General features: G+C 60.3%; 20 protein-coding genes. 7 read left to right on the top strand and 13 right to left on the bottom strand.

The window, feature by feature from the left end:
- Nucleotides 1-45: 45 nt before the first annotated feature.
- Both ahpF and ahpC read right to left on the bottom strand, forming a co-directional pair.
- A complete protein-coding gene (gene ahpF, locus ABDK74_RS07115) occupies nucleotides 46-1,617 on the bottom strand; it encodes an alkyl hydroperoxide reductase subunit F (protein ID WP_346003275.1) in 1,572 nt (523 codons plus the stop codon).
- Nucleotides 1,618-1,741: 124 nt separating this feature from the next.
- Nucleotides 1,742-2,305 carry an alkyl hydroperoxide reductase subunit C gene (gene ahpC, locus ABDK74_RS07120; protein ID WP_346003276.1) on the bottom strand — a complete coding sequence of 188 codons (564 nt, stop codon included), beginning with the start codon at nucleotides 2,303-2,305 and terminating at the stop codon, nucleotides 1,742-1,744.
- Between the two features lie 246 nt (nucleotides 2,306-2,551).
- Between ahpC and ABDK74_RS07125 the strand changes: the two genes are divergently transcribed.
- Both ABDK74_RS07125 and ABDK74_RS07130 read left to right on the top strand, forming a co-directional pair.
- Nucleotides 2,552-3,481, top strand: coding sequence for a hydrogen peroxide-inducible genes activator (locus ABDK74_RS07125; RefSeq protein ID WP_346003277.1), 930 nt, complete (start codon nucleotides 2,552-2,554; stop codon nucleotides 3,479-3,481).
- Nucleotides 3,482-3,488: 7 nt separating this feature from the next.
- Nucleotides 3,489-4,988 carry a hypothetical protein gene (locus ABDK74_RS07130; RefSeq protein ID WP_346003278.1) on the top strand — a complete coding sequence of 500 codons (1,500 nt, stop codon included), beginning with the start codon at nucleotides 3,489-3,491 and terminating at the stop codon, nucleotides 4,986-4,988.
- A gap of 32 nt (nucleotides 4,989-5,020) precedes the next feature.
- Here ABDK74_RS07130 and ABDK74_RS07135 read toward each other — a convergent pair whose 3' ends face one another.
- The 7 genes from ABDK74_RS07135 to ABDK74_RS07165 all read right to left on the bottom strand — a co-directional run bounded on the left by ABDK74_RS07135 (nucleotide 5,021) and on the right by ABDK74_RS07165 (nucleotide 11,364).
- On the bottom strand, nucleotides 5,021-5,479 hold the full coding sequence (locus ABDK74_RS07135; protein WP_228120688.1) for a hypothetical protein: 459 nt from the start codon (nucleotides 5,477-5,479) through the stop codon (nucleotides 5,021-5,023).
- A 111-nt stretch (nucleotides 5,480-5,590) separates the two neighbouring features.
- Nucleotides 5,591-6,865 (bottom strand): sodium:proton antiporter, encoded by a 1,275-nt coding sequence (locus ABDK74_RS07140; RefSeq protein WP_194253812.1) that lies wholly within the window; start codon nucleotides 6,863-6,865, stop codon nucleotides 5,591-5,593.
- Between the two features lie 152 nt (nucleotides 6,866-7,017).
- Nucleotides 7,018-7,665, bottom strand: a complete 648-nt coding sequence (locus ABDK74_RS07145; protein ID WP_346003279.1) for a glutathione S-transferase family protein — start codon at nucleotides 7,663-7,665, stop codon at nucleotides 7,018-7,020.
- A complete protein-coding gene (mnmA, locus tag ABDK74_RS07150) occupies nucleotides 7,665-8,750 on the bottom strand; it encodes a tRNA 2-thiouridine(34) synthase MnmA (RefSeq protein ID WP_194266855.1) in 1,086 nt (361 codons plus the stop codon). The genes ABDK74_RS07145 and mnmA overlap by 1 nt, the downstream gene beginning before the upstream one ends.
- A 5-nt stretch (nucleotides 8,751-8,755) precedes the next feature.
- Nucleotides 8,756-9,070, bottom strand: coding sequence for a ferredoxin family 2Fe-2S iron-sulfur cluster binding protein (locus ABDK74_RS07155; RefSeq protein ID WP_346003280.1), 315 nt, complete (start codon nucleotides 9,068-9,070; stop codon nucleotides 8,756-8,758).
- 22 nt (nucleotides 9,071-9,092) lie between these two features.
- Complete coding sequence (locus ABDK74_RS07160; RefSeq protein WP_346003281.1) at nucleotides 9,093-10,235, bottom strand: cysteine desulfurase family protein; 1,143 nt, start codon at nucleotides 10,233-10,235, stop codon at nucleotides 9,093-9,095.
- A 28-nt stretch (nucleotides 10,236-10,263) separates the two neighbouring features.
- Nucleotides 10,264-11,364 (bottom strand): aminotransferase class V-fold PLP-dependent enzyme, encoded by a 1,101-nt coding sequence (locus tag ABDK74_RS07165; RefSeq protein WP_346003282.1) that lies wholly within the window; start codon nucleotides 11,362-11,364, stop codon nucleotides 10,264-10,266.
- 136 nt (nucleotides 11,365-11,500) lie between these two features.
- On the opposite strand from ABDK74_RS07165, the gene ABDK74_RS07170 reads away from it, so the two are divergent.
- The 5 genes from ABDK74_RS07170 to ABDK74_RS07190 all read left to right on the top strand — a co-directional run bounded on the left by ABDK74_RS07170 (nucleotide 11,501) and on the right by ABDK74_RS07190 (nucleotide 15,976).
- Nucleotides 11,501-12,166, top strand: a complete 666-nt coding sequence (locus ABDK74_RS07170) for an alpha/beta hydrolase (protein ID WP_194253817.1) — start codon at nucleotides 11,501-11,503, stop codon at nucleotides 12,164-12,166.
- Between the two features lie 172 nt (nucleotides 12,167-12,338).
- Entirely contained in the window at nucleotides 12,339-13,589 is a 1,251-nt protein-coding gene (tyrS, locus tag ABDK74_RS07175) for a tyrosine--tRNA ligase (protein ID WP_346003283.1), read from the top strand.
- 109 nt (nucleotides 13,590-13,698) lie between these two features.
- Nucleotides 13,699-14,250, top strand: a complete 552-nt coding sequence (locus ABDK74_RS07180) for a hypothetical protein (protein ID WP_346003284.1) — start codon at nucleotides 13,699-13,701, stop codon at nucleotides 14,248-14,250.
- Nucleotides 14,250-15,374, top strand: a complete 1,125-nt coding sequence (locus ABDK74_RS07185) for a sensor histidine kinase (protein ID WP_346003285.1) — start codon at nucleotides 14,250-14,252, stop codon at nucleotides 15,372-15,374. Before ABDK74_RS07180 ends, ABDK74_RS07185 begins: the two co-directional genes overlap by 1 nt.
- Complete coding sequence (locus ABDK74_RS07190; protein WP_346003286.1) at nucleotides 15,371-15,976, top strand: response regulator transcription factor; 606 nt, start codon at nucleotides 15,371-15,373, stop codon at nucleotides 15,974-15,976. The genes ABDK74_RS07185 and ABDK74_RS07190 overlap by 4 nt, the downstream gene beginning before the upstream one ends.
- Nucleotides 15,977-15,992: 16 nt before the next feature.
- Here ABDK74_RS07190 and ABDK74_RS07195 read toward each other — a convergent pair whose 3' ends face one another.
- The 4 genes from ABDK74_RS07195 to ABDK74_RS07210 form a co-directional block, all read right to left on the bottom strand.
- Complete coding sequence (locus ABDK74_RS07195; protein WP_346003287.1) at nucleotides 15,993-16,580, bottom strand: LUD domain-containing protein; 588 nt, start codon at nucleotides 16,578-16,580, stop codon at nucleotides 15,993-15,995.
- A complete protein-coding gene (locus ABDK74_RS07200; RefSeq protein WP_346003288.1) occupies nucleotides 16,577-18,103 on the bottom strand; it encodes a lactate utilization protein B in 1,527 nt (508 codons plus the stop codon). Before ABDK74_RS07200 ends, ABDK74_RS07195 begins: the two co-directional genes overlap by 4 nt.
- Nucleotides 18,100-18,843, bottom strand: a complete 744-nt coding sequence (locus tag ABDK74_RS07205; protein ID WP_099285848.1) for a (Fe-S)-binding protein — start codon at nucleotides 18,841-18,843, stop codon at nucleotides 18,100-18,102. Before ABDK74_RS07205 ends, ABDK74_RS07200 begins: the two co-directional genes overlap by 4 nt.
- Before the next feature lie 200 nt (nucleotides 18,844-19,043).
- Nucleotides 19,044-20,189 carry a glycosyltransferase family 4 protein gene (locus tag ABDK74_RS07210; RefSeq protein WP_346003289.1) on the bottom strand — a complete coding sequence of 382 codons (1,146 nt, stop codon included), beginning with the start codon at nucleotides 20,187-20,189 and terminating at the stop codon, nucleotides 19,044-19,046.
- Nucleotides 20,190-20,197 lie beyond the last annotated feature (8 nt).

A 20,197-nucleotide genomic window follows, 5' to 3' on the forward strand; every position in this document is an offset into this window, starting at 1 on the left:
CCGAAATCTACACCCCGTCCTGAAAATCCCCAATCCCCCTTTTCTTTATCCGGCCTTTGCAGTCACGGGCAGACGGATCAGATAATCGAAGGCGGACAGGGACGCCTTGGCTCCCTCACCCATCGCAATGACGATCTGCTTGTACGGAACCGTCGTCACATCTCCTGCTGCGAACACACCGGGGACGGATGTCGCGCAGTGATCATTGATGATGATCTCGCCATACGGGCTGAGTTTCAGCGCGCCCTTCAGCCACTCCGAATTGGGCAGCAGACCAATTTGAATGAACACGCCATCCGCTTTGACCTGATGCAGTCCACCATCACCGTCGCTATAGGTCAGGCCCGTGACTTCCTTGCCATCCCCTTCGATCTTCGTGGTCAGGGCATTGGTCAGGACCGTGACATTCGACAGGCTCAACAGCTTGTCCTGCAACACCTTGTCGGCTTTCAGATGCGCGCCGCGCTGCAACAGCGTAACATGCGAGACAATGCCTGCCAGGTCGATAGCCGCTTCCACACCGCTATTGCCGCCACCAGCCACCACAACCGGGCGCCCCTTGTAGAACGGACCATCGCAATGCGGGCAGTAGGCCACGCCCTTCGTACGATACTCGTCCTCGCCCGGCACACCCAGATGACGCCAGCGCGCGCCGGTCGCGATGATGACCGTCTTTGAACGCAACGTGGCACCACTTTCCAGAACGATCTGATGCAGACCACCGACGTCCTCAGCCGGGATCAGCTTGGCCGCAAGCTGCGAGGCGATGATCTGCACATCATACTGCCGCACATGAGCCTCAAGCGCTGCCGAGAGCTTCGGCCCTTCCGTTTCCTGCACGGAAATGAAGTTCTCGATCCCGGCCGTATCCATGACCTGACCGCCAAACCGCTCCGCCACAAGGCCGGTCCGCAGGCCCTTGCGAGCAGAATAGATCGCTGCCGCATCACCAGCAGGCCCGGCGCCAAGCACCAGCACATCGAACGGTGCCATGTCGTTCAGCTTTTCCGCCGAACGGGCGACCGAAGCCGTATCCAGCTTGGCCAGAATATCCGCCACTTCCATCCGGCCAGACGCAAAAGGCTCGCCGTTCAGATAGACCTGCGGGACCGAGCGGATACCGAGACGCTCCACCTCATCCTGAAAATCCGCACCATCAATGGCGGTGTGATGGATCTTCGGGTTCAGCACGCTCATGGCATTGAGCGCCTGCACCACGTCCGGGCAGTTCTGGCAGGACTGGGAGAAATACGTCTCGAAATGGAACTCCCCGTCCAGCGCGCGGATCTGTTCGACCACATCCGCATCGATCTTCGGCGGGTGACCGCTGACCTGCAGCAGCGCCAGCACCAGCGACGTGAACTCGTGCCCCATCGGCAGGCCCGCAAAACAGACCTGAATATCCGTGCCGGGGCGGCGGATGACGAAAGACGGTGTGCGGGAACCCTGCCCCTTGTCCGAAAACGTCACCTTGGGGGACAGGCTGGCAATGTCTTCCAGCAGGCCGCGCACTTCAGTGGAACGGGCATCCGCGCCAAGGGTCGCCTCAAGCACGACCGCATCACGCAGGTACTCCATATAGGCGCGCATCTGGGTTTTCAGGTCGTCCTGAAGCATCTTTTTTCTCCGGATTACGGGACTGAATATTTGGAACCGGAAGACTGTCCGGCACAGCCGTCTTCAGAAGAAGGCGGAAGCGGGTGGAGCCCGAAAGCCCCACCCTGACCAGATCCGGGAAGGATCAGATCTTGCCGACGAGGTCGAGGGACGGCTTGAGCGTCTCGCTGCCTTCCTTCCACTTCGCCGGGCAGACTTCGCCCGGATGGCTTGCGACGTACTGTGCAGCCTGAATCTTCTCCAGAAGTTCGGTCGCGCTGCGGCCGACGCCACCGGCGGTGATTTCGATGTACTGGATCTTGCCTTCCGGATCGATCAGGAACGTACCGCGATCGGCCATGCCGGCTTCTTCGATCAGCACATCAAAGTTGCGTGCAATCGCGCCCGTCGGGTCGCCCAGCATCGTGTACTTGATCTTGCCGATAGCCGGAGACGTGTCGTGCCAGGCTTTGTGCGTGAAATGCTTGTCCGTGGAGACGGAGAAGATTTCCACGCCCAGCTTGTTGAAAGCGGCCTGGTTGTCGGCGAGGTCTTCGAGTTCCGTCGGGCAGACGAATGTGAAGTCGGCCGGATAGAAGAAGAAAACGGACCACTTGCCGCGAACGTCGGAGTCCGTGACCGTGAGGAACTCACCGTTGCGGAAAGCATCGGTAGAGAAGGGCTTCAGCGGGGAGTTGATGCGAACCATCAGACTGTCTCCTGACCTTGGATTGGTGTTGTGTTGCGGACTCTGTGTCACACAGAAAGAGAGGGACAGGAAACAGTTCCTGTCAATATGACTGATCGCTAAAACCGAACTTATGAGATGAAGATATCAAGACTCCCGATCATAATGTGAACCCTGCCCGCAGGAAACAGCCTTCTGCGATGCTATTTTTCCCTAACAGGCAAAACCGCACTTCCCCACGACGTTATTCGGTCCTATCTATGGGACATGAGCTATGTTCCCCTTTCCGGCCTGTCCCTGCGTGATATCGAATATGTGGTTGCGGTTGATGACCTGCGCAACTTCTCCCGCGCCGCCGAACGCTGCGGCGTCAGCCAAGCGGGACTGTCCGAACAGGTCCGCAAGCTCGAACAGCTTCTGGATGTCACCCTTTTCGAACGCTCGCGGCGGCACGTCGCCCCGACTCCTGATGGCGAACGTCTGCTCGCGCTCGGGCGGGAGGTTCTCGCGGCAGCCCGCAACCTGCTTGAAGTCGCCCGTGCTCAGACCGGCCCCATGGAAGGCGCGCTCCGGCTCGGCGTCATTCCCACACTCGGCCCGTATTACATTCCGGGCCTTCTGCCCCGCCTGCGTGAGCATTATCCGGCGCTCAGCCTGCGCTTGCGTGAAAGCATGACGGACACGCTGGTGCACGCTTTGCGCAACAGCGAACTGGACGTCGCTCTCATGGCGCTGCCCGCACCTTCCGAGGCTCTGGAAAGTGCGCCGATCTTCGAGGAATCTTTTCTTGCCGTGTTTCCGAGCACGCATGAACTGGCGCAGAAACCGAAACTCTCCCTCAGCCAGCTCGGCCGCCCGGACCTGCTGCTGCTGGAGGATGGGCATTGCCTGCGCGATCAGGCCCTGTCCATCTGCCCGACCGTTCCGCGCGAGGGCGAACAGCGTCTGGCCACCAGCCTTGAAATGCTGTGGTACATGATCGGAGCAGGTGAAGGGTTCTCCCTCATTCCCCAGCTCGCACTGCGCAACCGCGTAGATTTCGAAGATCTCATCACCGTTCGCCCGCTTCCTGAACCCGAAGCGCGCCGCACGATCGGTCTGACCTGGCGCGCATCGGACCCGAGAGCTCCCGTCTTTCGCGATTTCGCCGCCTATCTTCGCAGCATCACCCCAGAACACTGCCACGTCTGTCGCTGAACTCCTCATGACGCCTCCCCGATCATCAGCTTTGCGCTCCGCTGAACCCACCATCATGGGGACAGCCTATGGCGTCGTCCTGTGCGTGATGCTCCTCGTCATCGCCTTACAGGCCGCCATTCTTCCCGCTTCTGTCTGGCAGGGAGACGAATACGATTACTTTGCCAATATCCGGGAGCATGGTCTGGCATTCCTGTCAGACAGACTGCTGCACTGGAGCCCGCGCCCATTTTCAGAAATTGTCATCTTTGCCTACGGAACAGTCGTCAATGCCGTACATAAGCCGCTGGCCTGGCTCTTTCTGGCCCTCACATGGCTGTTTTGCGCTGCAGTAGCGTTTCTGCCCTTCCTGCGCCGAAGCGACGCTCCTTTCTCATCACGTCTGCTGATTGCGGTATCCGTTGCCGCCATTTTCATGCTCGGTCACCCTTCCGCAGACTTCTTCTACTGGCCAATGGGCACCATCGCCCATCTTCCCGTCCTTGCCGTCGCCTGCGGACTGATCCTGCTGAAAATCAGTCAGAACCTCTCTTCCCGGGTTGAAGCCCTGCTGCTGGCCCTGGCTCTGACATCAAGCGAAGCCGGAGTATTTTTCGGAATGCTCTGGTTGGGAATGCGTGCGTTTGAGATTCTATACGATCGCCGGGCCGTCGCATTTAGGCGGTCCAGATGGCTGCTTTTGCCGACAGGCGTTGGACTCTGCGTTTCTGCAGAGATGCTTCTCAATCACCGAATGGGTGGAAGTGGATTTCCGTTCACACCCACACACGGGCATATCAGAGCCAGTCTTGCCGCAGCCTTTGGTCCATTCCTGAAAACGCTGATCGCCCTTCAGCCGAACGAAATGAGTTCGGGTAGCGAGTTCACAAAGCAGGCCATCGCCAGCGGACTGGCGCTGAAGGTCATCCTGACCGGCGCCTTTACGACATTATTCATGTCATGCGGCATCCGCCCCGCCTTGCGGACGCTCATAGCGCCCGCCATTGCGCTTGCGGGCACGATGTATCTGACAATCGCCGCCGCGTTCTACGCCTTTGGATTTCTGTGCTGCCAGCGCCATGAAACGTTCCGGCTGGACCTTTCAGTCCTTCTTATTTTGCTGCTTTCCGCGGGTCTGAGCACGGTTTTATCGGAAAAATTCAAGATATCTTCCGGCGACCACAAGAGAGGAACACTCCTTCAGGTCTGTGCCCTGACGGGACTTCTGCTGTTTGCAGGGTGGACAATGCGGTGGCGCCTGTCGGACCTGTCACTCGCCCTCGCAGGCCTTCCGCTGGAAGAAGCCGCCCATCACCATGTCTGGGCGTCCGGACTGTCGGCGGGGACCGATATGACCTACTCGCAAGGCACGGCCTCACCCGCATTCTATTACTGGCACTGGGAGCCGGGGACCTATCATGCGGGTGGAACCGGATGGGAAGTGCAGTCCGCCCTGCGATATTTCGGCAAGACGACGCTTCATGTCCTGCCTCCCCTCGGCCTGACCCCTCTTCCCGCTACACCCTGAGCAGGAAGAGATCGGTTTCTGAAAATCAGGCCTTATTCGGCAGCGTTGCACCGATGGGTTGAACCGGGGAAGTCCGAGCATTCGCCCTTCACGGAATCCCAGCGGAAATCCATTTCATCGCCTGCCATGCCGTTCTTCTGGAACTCGGTCGTCACAGCGCTCACATTCGTCACATGGCCTTTGTTGTAAACCAGTTCGACATAGCCGTTATAGAAACCCGGGATCTTGCCCACGCCTTCAAAATAGGTCGGCTTTCCATCTTTTCCCGGCACCGCAAACAGCTTGACGACCTGAGCAGGCGTCGCATGTTCCAGCTTGCGCAGGAATTCCGGCGACAGGGTCTGGCAGCTGATTTCCGGGCGTGGGTCTTCACCGACATTCGACGGCCAACAGGCTGCCTGCCCCGGCAACGGCGTTGCAGACGCCAGATGCGGCAGAACGAGCGCAGCCCCAAAAGCTGCGGCCATCGTGACATGCTTAAAACGTATCATCTGTAAAATACTCCAGCAGAACTCTCTGTTTTCCGAACCTATCACAGCCCTCTTTCGGAACCCACAGAGCCCACCGAACACCTTTTGCGGAAATATCGCCTCAATGGGGCTTCAGGCTGGAGGCACTTCGACTGCGGAAGGCTTCTCGGGATACAGCCAGCGCGCCACACGCCCCATCGTCAGACCCTGAACGATGATCGTGAACACCACGACCCCGTAGCACACAGGCAGCAGTGTATCGCGCAACTCACCAGCCGGAAGCCCCAGTGCGAGTGCAACGGAAATACCGCCTCGCAGGCCGCCCCACGTCAGAAGCCCCAAAGCGCGCCCCCGCTCTCCGGGTTGCAGTTGCACAGGAATGGTACACAGGAAAACACTTGCCCCCCGCACCAGCACCGAGAGCGGAATAGCGACCACCATCATCAGGAACGGTGCCAGGTGGGGACTGATTTCCAAAAGCTCGAAGCCGATCAGAAGGAACAGCAAAGCGTTCAGAATCTCATCGATCAGGTTCCAGAACCCCACCATTTCCGCGCGGGATTGCGGTGTAATGGCACGATGCCCCGCTTTGCTGGCCAAGCTCATTCCAGCTACCACGACCGCGATCGGGCCGGACATATGCAGCCCGTTCGCAAGACTATAAGTACCCGCCGCCAGTGCCAGAGATCCCAGAAGATCAATCTGTGCGTCTTCCACGCCACGTAGCAGCATCACCGCCAGCCACCCCGTAAAAGCACCAAACAGGCCACCACCCACGGCCTCGACCAGAAAGCGCAATATGAAATCACTGACCGAAACGGATGCAATATCCCCGGTAGCCATCCCGATCATCGTTCCGTAAATGACGACCCCCACGCCATCATTGAACAGGCTCTCACCGGCGAAAGTCGCCTGAAGAGAGGGCGGCAGCCCCAGACGCCGCAACATGCCCACAACCGAGACCGGATCAGTCGGCGCCAGCATCGCGCCCAGCAGCACGCACCAACTGAAAGGCACGGCAAGCCCGAATAGGGGGAAAATGAGCCATACCGGAACCGCCATCAGCGCCACAGCCAGCGACGTTCCCACAATCGCCAGCGCCGCAACGGACTTGCCGCGCGATACCATCATTCCCAGATCGACCTGCATCGCCCCTGCAAACAGCAGGAAGGACAGTGCCCCATCCAGCAGTGTCCGGGGCAGGTTGATCGTTCCCAGCAAGGTCCGGGGAACCTCCTGCAGGTCATAACCCTGGAAAAGTGGGTTCAGGAGCATGACAATCAGGGAGATTACCATCGAGAACAGCAGAATTCCGATGGCCAGTGGAAGTTTCAGGGTCCGGTAGTTGATGATCCCAAGCAGCGTTGCCACGGCCAGCAGCAGAGCAAACAGCCCCAGAGAATTCATATCCGCATTTCCCTTCCCGAATCCTGCTCCGCCAGCGACCTGTGACAGAATGAACTTCGGGTAAACAAGTCCACTTTGTTTAACCCCTCACAGACACAGGAAGTTCCTTGCGAAAATCCTTACGATCTGTTGCGGAACAGGGAGTCTGAGGATCAGTAAAGGAGACGCCACTCCGCTGGTTCAGCCTCAGCCAGCGCGTACCATTCCCGCATCAGCGGCTGATCGAGCATCGTCCGCACCCAGGTCTTCACAACCGGATCAACTGCCAGTTCGAACGTGTGAATCCGAATGGCAATCGGCGCATACATGCAGTCCGCCACCGTCATCCTGTCCCCGAAGAGAAACGTCATCGGCTGACCCGAGCGCAGGAGCGCATCTTTGAGTGTACGGCTCAGCAGCGCCACATCGGCCGCCAGCTCCTCGCTGATTTCCGGCAGAGGCGCGGGAATACGCTCAACATCCATAGAGCAGTTCTGGCGGATCGGACGGAAACCGGCATGCATCTGCGCGCTGATACTGCGGGCATGAACCCGCACAATCCGGTCTTCCGGCCACAGGGACGGTGCAATTTCCGCGCAATATTCGCAGATCGCCAGACTTTCCCAGACATCCGCACCGTCATGCTGAAGATACGGCACCATCCGGTTGGGGGAGCGGACATGAATCTCGGTCGTCCGGCCACCGCCCTTGAGCGCAATGACCTCTTCCGTCACGTCCAGCCCGGCCAAACGGACCGCCAGCCAGCCCCGCAGGGACCAGGACGAATACCGGCGCGCCCCCAGAAGCAGCACTCCCGCCATCAGGCCTCTCCCGCAGTAATGAAGCCGCCGCCCAGCACACGGCTTCCGTCATACAGCACACAGGCCTGACCGGGCGCGGGCATCGCGGCTTCGTTCAGCTCCACCAGTGCGCCACCATTCTCCAAAGGCTTCACGACAGCCTCGCGCAGCTTCTCCCGGGCGCGGATCTGAACACCACAGCGCACCCCCTCAGCAGGCGCATCGATCAGCCAGTTCATGTCGCGCAGACGCACGGTCCGGCGGCTGTCGGCTTCCGAAAGCTGCACGCGCGGCCCGACCACAATGCGCCGCTTCGGCACATCAATGCGCGTCACCATCTGGCGTTCGCCTGTCGCGGTATGGATGTCGCCCAGACGCTTGCTCTGTCCGACCGTATAGCGCGCCACGCCTTCGTGACGGCCCAGAACCCTGCCGTCCTCGTCCACGATTTCGCCCTCGCCCCGCACTTCCGGGCGCAGCTTCTCGACCAGTTCGGCATAGGAGCCGGTGGGGACGAAACAGATATCCTGACTGTCCGGTTTGGCCGCGATGGACAGCCCCAATTCTTCGGCCAGCGCCCGGACATGCGCCTTGTCCGGCATCTCACCCAGCGGAAAGCGCAGATAGTCAAGCTGGTCTTTGGTCGTGGCGAACAGGAACCAGGTCTGGTCCCGTTCCGCATCGACAGGACGGTGCATTTCTGCCCCGTCCGGCCCGTCGACCCGGCGCACGTAATGCCCGGTCGCCATGGCTTCGCAGCCCAGATCCCGCGCCATGCCCAAAAGGTCCGTGAACTTCACGCCTTGATTGCAGGCCACGCAGGGAACAGGCGTCTCGCCACGTGCATAGGCATCCGCAAAACTCTCGACTACGCTGTCACGAAAGCGCGTTTCCGCATCAATGACATAATGCGGAAAGCCCAGACGGTCCGCCACGGCGCGCGCATCCATGATGTCACGCCCCGCACAGCACGCGCCCGGCTTGGCTGCCTGTCCGTGGTCATAGAGCTGAAGCGTCGCACCAATCACCTCGTGGCCCTGCCGTTTGAGCAGCGCGGCCACTACGGAACTGTCCACGCCTCCCGACATGGCAACGAGGATCCGCATGGTGCTCAGCCCGCCTTCGGAAGACGGACGGTCAGGCCATCCAGCGCATCCGTCATGACGATCTGACAGCCCAGACGGGACGTCTTTTCCAGACCGAACGCCAGATCGAGCATGTCTTCCTCGTCATCGGTCGGCGTGCTCAGCTTGGCAGCCCAGTCCGGATCGACGACCACATGGCAGGTCGCGCACGCCAGCGATCCTTCGCAGGCGCCTTCGAGGTCAATGTCATGCTTATGCGCGATTTCCAGCACCGACAGTCCGACAGGCGCGTCCACGTCACGACGGGTTCCATCACGCTCGATAAAGGTCATCTTGGGCATAGGTCGTACGCTTTTTCCGGTTTCAGTTGGGTTGGCACGTCCGTGCGGCTGCGATCAGAAGTTCGGCCGCACGGTCAATATCGGCCTTGGAGGTAGAGCGTCCGACCGACAGGCGCAAGCATTGCGACGCCTTCTGCGCAGAAAGTCCCATCGCCGTCAGGACATAGGAGGGCGCAATCTCCGCCGCCGTACAGGCCGATCCAGTCGAAGCGACAACATCCGGGCAGGCTTCCAGCACGTCGAGCGCCCGGAGTCCCTCAGGCAGACAGACATTCAATGCCCCCGCCAAACGCGGCGCCACAGCGCCGTTCAGGGCGATCCCAGGCAAGCCGTTTTGAAGCTGGGTCCACAAATCGTCCCGCAACAGGCGCAACCGCACGGCCTCATCCGCCATGTTCGCAACAGCCAGCTCCGCAGCCACTCCAAACCCGACAACAAGCGGTGTCGGCAGCGTTCCAGACCGAAATCCGCGTTCCTGCCCGCCCCCCGAAAACAACGCCTCCAGCCGAACGCGCGGTCGTCGGCGGACATAAAGCGCACCGATCCCTTTCGGCCCATACATCTTGTGTGCGGAAACAGACGCCAGATCCACATCTTTCAACGACACCGGCATTTTCCCGGCTTTTTGCGCCAGATCAACATGCATCAGCGCGCCCGCCGCCTTCACGAGCGCCTCAAGCTGCGGAATATCCTGCAACACACCCGTCTCGTTGTTCGCGGCCATAATGCTCACGAGCAGCGTCGGCACCTTCAGCGCCTCCCGCAAGGCCTCGGAATCAACCCGTCCATCGCTATCCACACCAAGCACGACCGCCTCAAAACCTTCAGCCCCCAGCGCCCGCACCGATTCCAGAACACATTTATGCTCTGTCGCGACCGTGATGATCCGCCGTCGCGGATCGCCCAACCGCATCAGATGTCGCGCTGCCCCTTTGATGGCGAGGTTGTTCGCTTCCGTCGCACCGGACGTGAACACGATCTCCCGCGCTTCCGCTCCGATGAGCCGCGCCACGCTTTCCCGCGCCCGCTCCACGGCCTGCGCCGCCTTCAGTCCCGGCCCATGCACACTGTGCGGGTTGCCGAAATCCTCTCCGAACCACGGCAGCATGGCCGCTACAACGGTCGGATCACACGGCGTTGTCGAAAAATAATCGAGATAAATCATGCCCCCCGTCCCTCCTTATCTACCCCGATCATTTGCGCAGACGCAGCGCCATCGCCTCGTAAGCCTCACAAAATGCCTCGACCTGAGCCTCCTGCACGTTCCAAGGGAGCGAAACACGAATGGCCTGCGCTGCCCCCTCCGTCTCCCCTATCGCCCGCAACACATGCGAAGACGACACTTTCCCTGACGAGCAGGCCGACCCCGCGGACACGCAGAACCCGGCCAGATCCAGCGTCATAAGCTGAACCTGCGCCGCCACCCCATCCAGAATCAGACAGCTCGTATTCGGCAGCCGTGCAACAGCCTCCCCCGAAACCCGCGCGCCGACAGCTTGCGCCACAGCTTCGACCCGGTCCCGCAGACGCTGCACCGCCCCCCAATCCTGCGCACGCGCTGCATCGAATGCCGCCGCCATGCCCAGAATGGCCGGAAGAGCCTGCGTTCCGCCCCGCCGTCCCCGCTCCTGCCCGCCGCCCGCCACCAGCGCGTCCATGGGTTCGTCTTCCGCAAGCAACAACACACCCGCCCCTTTTGGGCCACCCATCTTGTGCCCCGACACCGCAACACTGCATCCACCCAGCGCAAACGGCACCCGTCCCGCGCTCTGCACAGCGTCCACATGCAAATGCGCGCCCGAGTCGCGACAGACTGCCAACACATCCTCCAGCGGCGAAAGCACCCCCGTCTCGTTATTGGCGGACATCACACAAACCAGTGCCGGACCACTCTCCCGCAGCCGTGTGCGAAGGTGTTCCACATCCAGAATTCCGTCCCCATTCACAGGCAGGATTTCCGCTTCGGGAGCCGCCTTGAGGATGGCATCATGTTCCGTAGCGCCAACAAAAATCCGACGCCCCTGCCCGAAAGCATACACCGCCATCGCATCGGCTTCTGTCGCTCCGGACGTGAACACGCAAGTACCGGAAATCCGCCCGAAACCGGCCGCCATCCGGCTGCGAGCGTCTTCGAGAAACCGACGTGCCTCCCGCCCTTGAGCGTGAACCGAAGACGGGTTCCCCGACAGCATCATCCCTTCAAGCGCCGCCTCGCCTGCACAGGGCCGCAACGCTTCGGTGGCATTGGCGTCCAGATAGGTCGTCCCGGCGACGGTTTTCAGCGCAGTCATCATGTTTTCCAGATTGGACAAACGGGCGGAAATCGCAATGCCATGTCGATTTTGGTGGAAATCGGCTTTTGCGAATCGATATATACAGCATCACCGGACGGCAGAGTTCCAATCCTGCCTGACACAGCGCGAGAGTATTATGCCTGAAGTGATGTTCGCCGGCCCAGACGGCCGGCTTGAGGGTCGTTACCACCACTCCAGCGAACCCAACGCTCCGCTCGCCCTGGTGCTGCATCCCCATCCGCTCCACGGCGGCACCATGAACAACCGCATCACCTACACGATGTATCGCAGCTTCGAGAAAATGGGTTTCTCGGTCATGCGGTACAATTCGCGTGGCGTCGGCCGCTCCCAGGGCCGTTATGACGGCGGTATCGGTGAAATTTCCGATGCGGCTGCCGCCCTTGACTGGATGCAGATGGTCAATCCGAACTCCACCGAACTGTGGATTTCGGGCTATTCCTTCGGCGCGTTCGTCGGCATGCAGCTTCTGATGCGTCGCCCCGAAATCAGCGGCTGGATCAGCGTGGCTCCTCCGGCCAACGACTACGATTTCGGCTTTCTGGCACCCTGTCCTTGCGGTGGCCTTATGATTGCCGGCGGCAAGGACGAGATGGCACCTGAGCCGGGCATCCGAAAGCTGGTGGACAAGCTGAACACCCAGAAGAACGTGACCGTCGACTACCGCATCTTCGACGACGCCGACCACATCTTCGCCAAACAGGCCGACCGTGTCGGCGAGGCGCTGGAAGACCACGTCAACACGATGCGCGGTCGCAAAACACTGGCGCTGGCCGCAGACTGATCCGGGACACACATCCCGTCAGACACCCCCTCAAAAAGGCTCTCCCTCACGGAGAGCCTTTTTGATTTCGGCCCATCCAACCCCTCGTCTAACGCCGAAATTTCCGCTCCCGAGCCGGCCATGCTAGGGTCCGCGTCCCTTCTTTTCAGCAGCAGCGTAGCAAGACCGACCCATGCCAAAGAGTCCGTTCCTCCTCGAAGCCCAGGCCCGCGGCCTGATCTTCCAGTGCACCGACCTCGACGCCCTCGACGAGGCCCTGCTGGCCGGACCGATCACTGCCTATGTGGGTTTCGATCCGACAGCGGACTCCCTGCATGTCGGCAATGCACTCTCCATCATGGCGCTGCGCCTGCTCCAGAAACACGGCCATCGCCCGATCGCCCTGATGGGCGGCGGCACAGCCAAAATCGGCGATCCATCCTTCCGCGACGAAGCCCGCTCCCTCATGACGGGCGAGACGATCGCACACAACATCGCCGGGATCGAGAAATCGCTACGCCAGTTCATCACCTTCAGCGATGAAGACCCTTCCAGCGGCGCCATCCTCGCCAATAACGCGGACTGGCTGGACAAACTGTCCTACATTGACCTGCTGCAAGACGTGGGCGTTCATTTCTCCATCAGCCGTATGCTCGCTTTCGACAGCGTGAAGCAGCGTCTGGAGCGGGAACAGGGTCTGACGTTTCTGGAGTTCAACTACTCTATCCTCCAGTCCTACGATTTCCGCGAACTGAACCGCCGTCACGGCGCCGTGCTTCAGATGGGCGGCTCGGACCAGTGGGGCAACATCGTCTCAGGCATTGATTTGGCCCGCAGGACGGACGGAAAACAGGTCTTTGGCCTCACGACGCCCCTCGTCACCACATCTTCCGGCGTCAAAATGGGCAAATCCGCCAACGGCGCGACATGGGTCCGGGCAGAGCGGTTGCCAGCGTTTGAATACTGGCAGTTCTGGCGCAACACTGAGGACGCCGACGTCGGCCGTTTCCTCAAACTCTTCACCGATCTTCCGGTCGAGGAGTGCGAACGCCTCGGCGCGCTCGAAGGCGCGGACATCAACGAGGCCAAGAAAATCCTCGCTACCGAAGCCACTGCCATCTGCCACGGCCGCGCCGCCGCCGAAGACGCCGCAGAGACGGCCCGCCGTGTTTTTGAACAGGGTTCCACACAAGCTGCCCTGCCGGAAATCGACCTGCCCGCCATCCTGATCGCTGAGGGCCTGCCCGCATTCCGCGTCTTTCAGGAGGCCGGACTGGCCGCAAGTGGCGGAGAAGCCCGTCGCCTGATCCGGGGCGGCGGCGGTCGCGTCAATGACGTGGTGGTCTCGGACGAAAACCAGACTTTCACGCTCGACGACCTGCGCGACGGTGTTCTGAAAGTGTCGTCCGGCAAGAAGAAGCACGTTCTGCTCCGTCCGGTCTGAAACCCATGATGACCAATGTCATCCGCGACTCCTGACACTGCACCCTGTTTTTTCTTCGCCGGAACGGGCATCCTCGCCGCAGGTTGCCCCCAACGGAGACGCAGCGCGGATGATGACGGAACGCAAAAACTGGCGTGGCCTGCTGACTGACTGTGCAGGTCTGGCCTTCGCGGCCGTCTGGGCCACGCGCGGCGCACAGGCGGGCAGGTTTCCCATAGCCTTGACCGTTGCTCTCATCGCCATCCCGACGATCCTTCTTATCCTCGGTTTCACCCGCCGTGACCTCATCCTGCGACGCCCCGAAATCTCCGTTGACCCGAAGCTGACGCGTCGCATCAAAATTCTGCGTTTCGTAGGGATTTTCGCTGCCGCATCATGGACCCATTCCCATCACCGGCTGGACCTGTTCTATCCGATGCTCGGGGCCATCATCGGCCTGTCCTACGTCCCGCTGGGCCGCGCCCTGCAAGAACCGGTTCATGTGTTCATGGGCGGCGCCATCGTTCTGATTTCCGGCCTTTCCATGCTCCTGTCCGAACCGCACCATCTGGAAGTCGCAGGTTTCGGCACGGCCCTCGCCATCTGGGTTGGCAGCACAGTACGACTCTGGCGTTCCGGCCTGTTCCTGCCTGTCGAACCGGCCACCATCACCCTCACCTGATGGCCGCAGATTCCCTCTCCCGCCATCTGGCGGATCGCAAAACGCCCTGGCCGCACTTCAACCATTATCTGGTGGCCTACCTGAGCTACCTGCTGTTCTATCCGGTTCCGTGGCTGCTGGGCTATCACCGCCCGACACTCCCGGGCGTTCTGTTTTCCGCAGCAGCCATGCTACTGTTTCTGCTGGTCTATTTCGCGCCCTACAGAAAAGACCGCTATTACGGCTATGGCGAAATCATCCTCACCGATCTGATCGGATATGCCTGCGCCTGGACGCATGGCGACTGGGAAGTCTACTGCATTTTCGCCGCTGGTATGTGCGCGCGCCTGCCCGAAAGACGACAGTCCGTCACGATGGTCATCCTGTTGCAGATCGTGCTGATCATTTCCGGCCATTTCCGACACAAGACCACACTTGAAGTCATCCCTGGTGCCTTTTTCAGCATTATTACTTATATGGGCACCTTGGTGCAGTGGCAGCTCGGCATCCGCAATTTCGAACTGCGCGAAGCCCAGAACGAAATCCGTGCGCTCGCCACAACCGCCGAGCGCGAACGCATCGCCCGGGACCTGCATGATCTTCTAGGCCATTCCCTGACCGTTATTTCGGTCAAAGCCGAACTCTCCGAACGCCTGTTCACAGCCGATCCGCCCCGCGCTCGGCAGGAAATCAACGAAATCAGCCAGATCGCCCGCACGTCCCTGCGCGAAGTCCGCGAGGCTGTGTCCGGTATGAACGGGGCGTCCCTCCTGCGCGAACTGGAACGGGCCCGCAAAGCCCTGCACACGACAGGCATCACGCTTGTTCTCGAAGGCCGCGAGCCTCCTGCCGACGCCCCACCAAACAGCGTGCTCGCCCTCGCCCTGCGTGAAGCCGTTACGAACGTCATCCGCCATTCCGACGCGCGAACCTGCACCCTGACTTTCCTGTATGACGCCAGCGGACACATCCACACCTTCACCCTCGAAGACGACGGTCCGCTTCAGACCACACAACTCGCCCGGACCATCGTCGAAGGCAACGGTCTGCGCGGCATGCGTGCCAGACTTGCCGCCTCGGGTGGCACCCTGACAATCTCTCCCCGCCCCCGGGGTTTCACACTGACTGCGACGACCCTGCCATGATCCGCCTCATCCTTGCCGAAGACCAGACCATGCTCCTCGATGCCTTCGAGGCCCTGCTCCATCTTGAAGACGATATCCAGATCGTCGGACGCGCCACGGACGGGCGCGAGGCGCTCGAGCTGATCCGCGAGCAGCGCCCCGATGTGGTCCTGACCGACATCGAAATGCCCCATGTCACGGGCATCGAACTTGCCGAGAAAATCCTTCAGGAAAATCTTCCCAGCCGCGTCATGATCGTGACGACCTTTGGACGCTCCGGCTATCTGCGCCGCGCGCTTCAGGCCGGGGTGCGCGGCTACATGCTCAAGGACGCCCCCATCACTCAGCTTGCCGCCGCCATCCGCAAGGTCGCCGCAGGAGGACGCGCCATCGCCCCCGATCTGGCGGAAGCCGTCTGGGACGCTCTGCCCGATCCGCTTTCCGAGCGCGAACGCACCATGCTCCGTCTGGCTGAAGCCGGGCGCACAAACCGCGAAATTGCGGAAGAACTGTCCCTATCCTCAGGAACAGTCCGCAATTATTTCTCGGAAATCGTCCAGAAGCTGGACGCCCGGAACCGCATAGAAGCCGGCCGGATCGCCCGCGCGAACGGATGGCTGTAAGCAGCCCGCCGTTTTATCAGGGCTGGAACAGAACGCTCAGAGACCGCACACCCTGAGCACCATGCACCAGAACACCCTCGATATCCGCCGTCGCTGACGGGCCGCTCTGGAACACGGCATAATGGGCCTGCAACCATTCCGGACGCTGATAGGCATTGTGCAGGTTGTAAACGATCTGGGCGGGGTCCAGCAGGACGATCAGATGCTGCGGCAGAAAGCCCGTCGTGTTCACATGAAGCTGCTTTTCCGTGAAACATAGCGACCCGGTTTCCGCCACGCCGAACGCCGCGCGCAAAACGGCGTATTCGACCGGCGCGATATCCGTGGGCTTCGTCTGGGGCGTGATTTTCATATCCCCCTCAAACTCCGGCACGCAGGACACGACAGGTCCCGGCTTAACGAGGGCCTGCCGCACGGGCGCCATCGGATCAGCCGCATCCGGAATCAGCATTTTCCCGCCCATACGTTCCAGAGACTTCTGAAACAGAGCCTTCAGATCGGCTGGGGCTGCCTGATCGAACAGCGGCACGGCAGGGCGAGGACGCTCACCCTGAATATGGTTTTTCCGGATCGCCCCAAGAATGGCGTCGCGTGAGCCGCTCATGACTTTTCTCCCTCGCTCTGCGACTTTCGGTTCCTGCAATACCATTCATTGAACGTCTGTTTGGGCGTTTCGGGAATGTCGCGCTTGCGGCCCCAGGTATTGAGCTTGTTGTACAGCATGAAATGCGGCAGGTGTCGCAACGCACTGCGGCCAAGCGGCAGGCTCGCCCTATAGACCACAGGCGACGCCAGAACCTCGCCCGCCGCCTTCATCATGACCTTCTTAACCGGAGAAATTTCTCCCTCGCCCGCCAGCGTTTTGCGCCAATCCGCAATCTGTTCGTGAATATTGATCTTCACCGGACAGACATTGGTGCAACTTCCGTTCATCGTCGAGGAGTATGGCAGGTTACGGTATTTATGAACGTTGAAGGTCGGGTCGATAATCAGCCCGATCGGCCCGGCATAGGTCGCGCCATAGCTCAGACCACCACTGCGCCGGAAAACCGGGCAGGTGTTCATGCAGGCGCCACAACGGATACATTTCAGCCCCGGCCAGAACTTCTCCATCCCCAGACGCTCGGAACGCCCGTTATCCACGAGCACGACATGCATCTCGCCACCCTCACGCGGGCCGCGGAAATGCGACGTATACTGCGTGATTGGGGAACCCAGCGCACTGCGTGACAGGAGACGGATAAAGACCGGCAGTTCGTTCAGACCGGGGATCAACTTCTCAATCCCGATGGAGGCGATATGCAGCGGTGGCGTATTGGCGGACAGATCCGCATTACCCTCGTTGGTGCAGACAACGAACGTCCCCGTTTCCGCAACCACGAAATTACCGCCCGTCATCCCTGCCTGCGCCGAGAGGATCAGCGGACGCGTGGCCTCGCGCTGACATTCCGTCAGGTAATGCGCATCGGCATTGTCTGGGTCGGAGCCGATCGTTTTGGCAAAAACACTGGCGACATCGGTGCGCAGCTTGTGCACGGCCGGAACCACGACATGGCTCGGCGCTTCGTCATCGAGTTGCTGGATGCGTTCGCCAAGATCGGTCTCGATGACCTCGACGTTGTTCTTCGCCATGAACTCCCGGAAGCCACATTCCTCCGTCAGCATGGACTTGCTCTTGATCAGTAATTCGACGCCCTTGCTCCGCAGGATCTCCAGAACGATGGCGTTATGCTCGGCCCCGTCCTTCGCCCAGTGAACCTTGATCCCGTTGGCCGTCGCATTCTTCTCAAACAGTTCGAGATAATAATCGAGTTTTGAAAGCGTGTGTTCCTTGATGCCGGAAGCAAGGTTCCGCAGTTCTTCCCATTCCTCGATCCCGTGCATTTCCTTGTCGCGCTTCTGACGCAGATCCCACAGACGCGCATCATGCATGGCCTCGTGTTCGGTCGCGGCCATGAAGCGGTTTGCGGCTTCGGACTGGTCAACGGGCCGGTTGCCGCGGATTTTCGCGCCCCTCGGCTGAGGCTCCGAAATCCGGGATTTCAGAGGCCGGGAGGACGCGGCACCGTGATCGAGCTGTTCGCCGGCATGCGGATCTGTCAGCTCTTCATGCAGTTCGGCGGTCATGCGCGGGCTCCGTTCAGGATCTGGGCAATGTGGATGTATTTAAGGTTGGCGCCCATCCGCCGCGCGCAGCCTTCCTGATGCATCATGCAGGAACTGTCCGAGGACGTGACGTATTCCGCCCCCGATTTGAGCTGGTCCGTGACCTTGTCCTGACCCATCTTGGCCGAAACACCTTCCTCGAACACCGAGAACGTCCCGCCAAAGCCGCAGCATTCGTCAGGGCGCGTCAGATCGGCAAATTCAATCCCCTTGACCATTCCAAGCAACGCTTTCGGTTTGGAAAACGGCTCTTCCCGACGTTCGCTCATGCTGGCGATCCGCAGATTCCGTAGGGTGTTGCAGTTATTGTGCAGGGCAACACGATGCGGAAATTCGGCCCAGGGGAAGGCATCGACCTTGAGGACGTCGTGCAGGAACTCCACCAGTTCATAAGTGCGGCTGCGAACGTGTTTGACGGCATCGGTCTGCTCAATGGCCGTCATGTTGTTACGCACCTGATTGGTGCAGCTTCCGGACGGCGTGACGATGTAATCGTATTTCCCGAAATTGCGGACGAACAGCTCTTCCGTCTTCGCCGCCTCGCGCTCGCAGCCGGTATTGGTCATGGGCTGGCCGCAGCATGTCTGATCGACAGGATATTCAACGGACAGCCCGAAACGCTCCAGCAGTTCCAGCGTCGCAATTCCTGTTTCGGGATGAAACATGTCCACATAACAGGGAACAAACAGACCGACCTTCATGGGAATACCTTTGTCTTCAACCAACATGTGTGGCCACAGTCTCATGAAAACAACGCAGAAACAAAAGACAAGTTTACGGGAGAATCAAAGTTATCATAACAAGAGTATTTTAGTCCTGATAGTAATACCAAAATCTTATCGTGATTTAAAAAGACTGTTTTCAAGTATTCATCCAAACAAATCGGAAGAATAAAATAATCTCAGGTTCTCTGTCCGCCGACAGCATGCTCAGACGCCGTCTTTTCCATCAGGGCCACAACATGCCGGAGAATACGATGCTCGTCGTAAGTCTCCAGCGCCCGCCGTCTTGCTTCTTTGCCCATGGCCTTCCTCAACGCCGCATCCTGCACCAGAAGACGCAGAGCGCGGGCAAGCGGAGCAGAAAGGCCCGGGGGCACCAGAAATCCGGTTGCCCCGTCCACGACCTGCTCTCTGGGCCCGCGAACATCCGTCGCCACGACCGGCAGCCCGCTCAGCATCGCTTCGATGACCGACATGGGCAGACCTTCAAAATGGCTGGGTAACGCGAAAATATCCGCCGCCATCAGAAGCTCGGCCACATCCTCCCGATATCCAAGCATCCGCAATCGCGGTCCCAGACGCTCCCCTGCGCGTTCGAAAGGCGCTGTCAGATCCGCCCCATGATCCGAGGCCAGACGCTCGCCGACGACCCAGAGTTCGGCATCCGGAACATCTTCCATCGCCCGCAGCAACTCGGGATGGCCCTTGTGTCGCACCAGACGCGACACCACGATAACTACCGGCCGATCCTGCGGAACCCCAAGCTCCTCGCGCATCCGGGCACGGACGGCCGGATCGGGGTGAAAGCGTTTCGGGTCCCGGCCATTTCCAATCGCAATAGGATGACGGTTCAGATGCAGCCGACGCGCATCCCGCGCTTCCTCGCGCGAAACAGTCATATACAGATCCGTCATGCGTCCCGCTGCCCATTCCAGCACAAGAGACAGCATCCGGCGGCGCCCTGATCCCGGCTGGTTGAACAGAAAGCCGTGGCAGGTATAGGCCACGATCCGCACCCCACAGAACCGGGCGGCAAACCGCGCCAGAATACCGCTGATGGGCATATGGCCATGCACCAGATCCGGCTTTTCACACCGGATCAGGCGCAATAATGCGACAAAAGCGCGATACTGGGCCACTGGCGACAGCGATCGCGCCATCGGCACAGCATGCACCGTAAAGCCTTCGGCCCGCACGGCGTCCAGATGGCTCCCTTCCGCGCAGGCTCCCTGAACATCATGCCCGGCCTCACGCAATTCCCGCATCAGCGGCAGCAAAAACTGCCTGAGCGCAAAATCCACATTCGTGATTTCGAGGATCTTCACGTCGGCAT

Origin of the sequence: Gluconobacter sp. OJB (assembly GCF_039638275.1) — a bacterium.
Classification (GTDB): Bacteria; Pseudomonadota; Alphaproteobacteria; order Acetobacterales; family Acetobacteraceae; genus Gluconobacter; species Gluconobacter cerevisiae.

Coding starts and splice junctions, on each gene's coding strand:
- tyrS (WP_346003283.1), top strand. CDS start 12,339: ATGCCAAAGAGTCCGTTCCTCCTCGAAGCCCAGGCCCGCGGCCTGATC.
- ABDK74_RS07125 (WP_346003277.1), top strand. CDS start 2,552: ATGAGCTATGTTCCCCTTTCCGGCCTGTCCCTGCGTGATATCGAATAT.
- ABDK74_RS07185 (WP_346003285.1), top strand. CDS start 14,250: ATGGCCGCAGATTCCCTCTCCCGCCATCTGGCGGATCGCAAAACGCCC.
- ABDK74_RS07180 (WP_346003284.1), top strand. CDS start 13,699: ATGATGACGGAACGCAAAAACTGGCGTGGCCTGCTGACTGACTGTGCA.
- ABDK74_RS07190 (WP_346003286.1), top strand. CDS start 15,371: ATGATCCGCCTCATCCTTGCCGAAGACCAGACCATGCTCCTCGATGCC.
- ABDK74_RS07140 (WP_194253812.1), bottom strand. CDS start 6,865: ATGAATTCTCTGGGGCTGTTTGCTCTGCTGCTGGCCGTGGCAACGCTG.
- ABDK74_RS07200 (WP_346003288.1), bottom strand. CDS start 18,103: ATGACCGCCGAACTGCATGAAGAGCTGACAGATCCGCATGCCGGCGAA.
- ABDK74_RS07195 (WP_346003287.1), bottom strand. CDS start 16,580: ATGAGCGGCTCACGCGACGCCATTCTTGGGGCGATCCGGAAAAACCAT.
- ABDK74_RS07145 (WP_346003279.1), bottom strand. CDS start 7,665: ATGGCGGGAGTGCTGCTTCTGGGGGCGCGCCGGTATTCGTCCTGGTCC.
- ABDK74_RS07170 (WP_194253817.1), top strand. CDS start 11,501: ATGCCTGAAGTGATGTTCGCCGGCCCAGACGGCCGGCTTGAGGGTCGT.
- ABDK74_RS07155 (WP_346003280.1), bottom strand. CDS start 9,070: ATGCCCAAGATGACCTTTATCGAGCGTGATGGAACCCGTCGTGACGTG.
- ABDK74_RS07135 (WP_228120688.1), bottom strand. CDS start 5,479: ATGATACGTTTTAAGCATGTCACGATGGCCGCAGCTTTTGGGGCTGCG.
- mnmA (WP_194266855.1), bottom strand. CDS start 8,750: ATGCGGATCCTCGTTGCCATGTCGGGAGGCGTGGACAGTTCCGTAGTG.
- ABDK74_RS07205 (WP_099285848.1), bottom strand. CDS start 18,843: ATGAAGGTCGGTCTGTTTGTTCCCTGTTATGTGGACATGTTTCATCCC.
- ahpC (WP_346003276.1), bottom strand. CDS start 2,305: ATGGTTCGCATCAACTCCCCGCTGAAGCCCTTCTCTACCGATGCTTTC.
- ABDK74_RS07160 (WP_346003281.1), bottom strand. CDS start 10,235: ATGATTTATCTCGATTATTTTTCGACAACGCCGTGTGATCCGACCGTT.
- ABDK74_RS07130 (WP_346003278.1), top strand. CDS start 3,489: ATGACGCCTCCCCGATCATCAGCTTTGCGCTCCGCTGAACCCACCATC.
- ahpF (WP_346003275.1), bottom strand. CDS start 1,617: ATGCTTCAGGACGACCTGAAAACCCAGATGCGCGCCTATATGGAGTAC.
- ABDK74_RS07165 (WP_346003282.1), bottom strand. CDS start 11,364: ATGATGACTGCGCTGAAAACCGTCGCCGGGACGACCTATCTGGACGCC.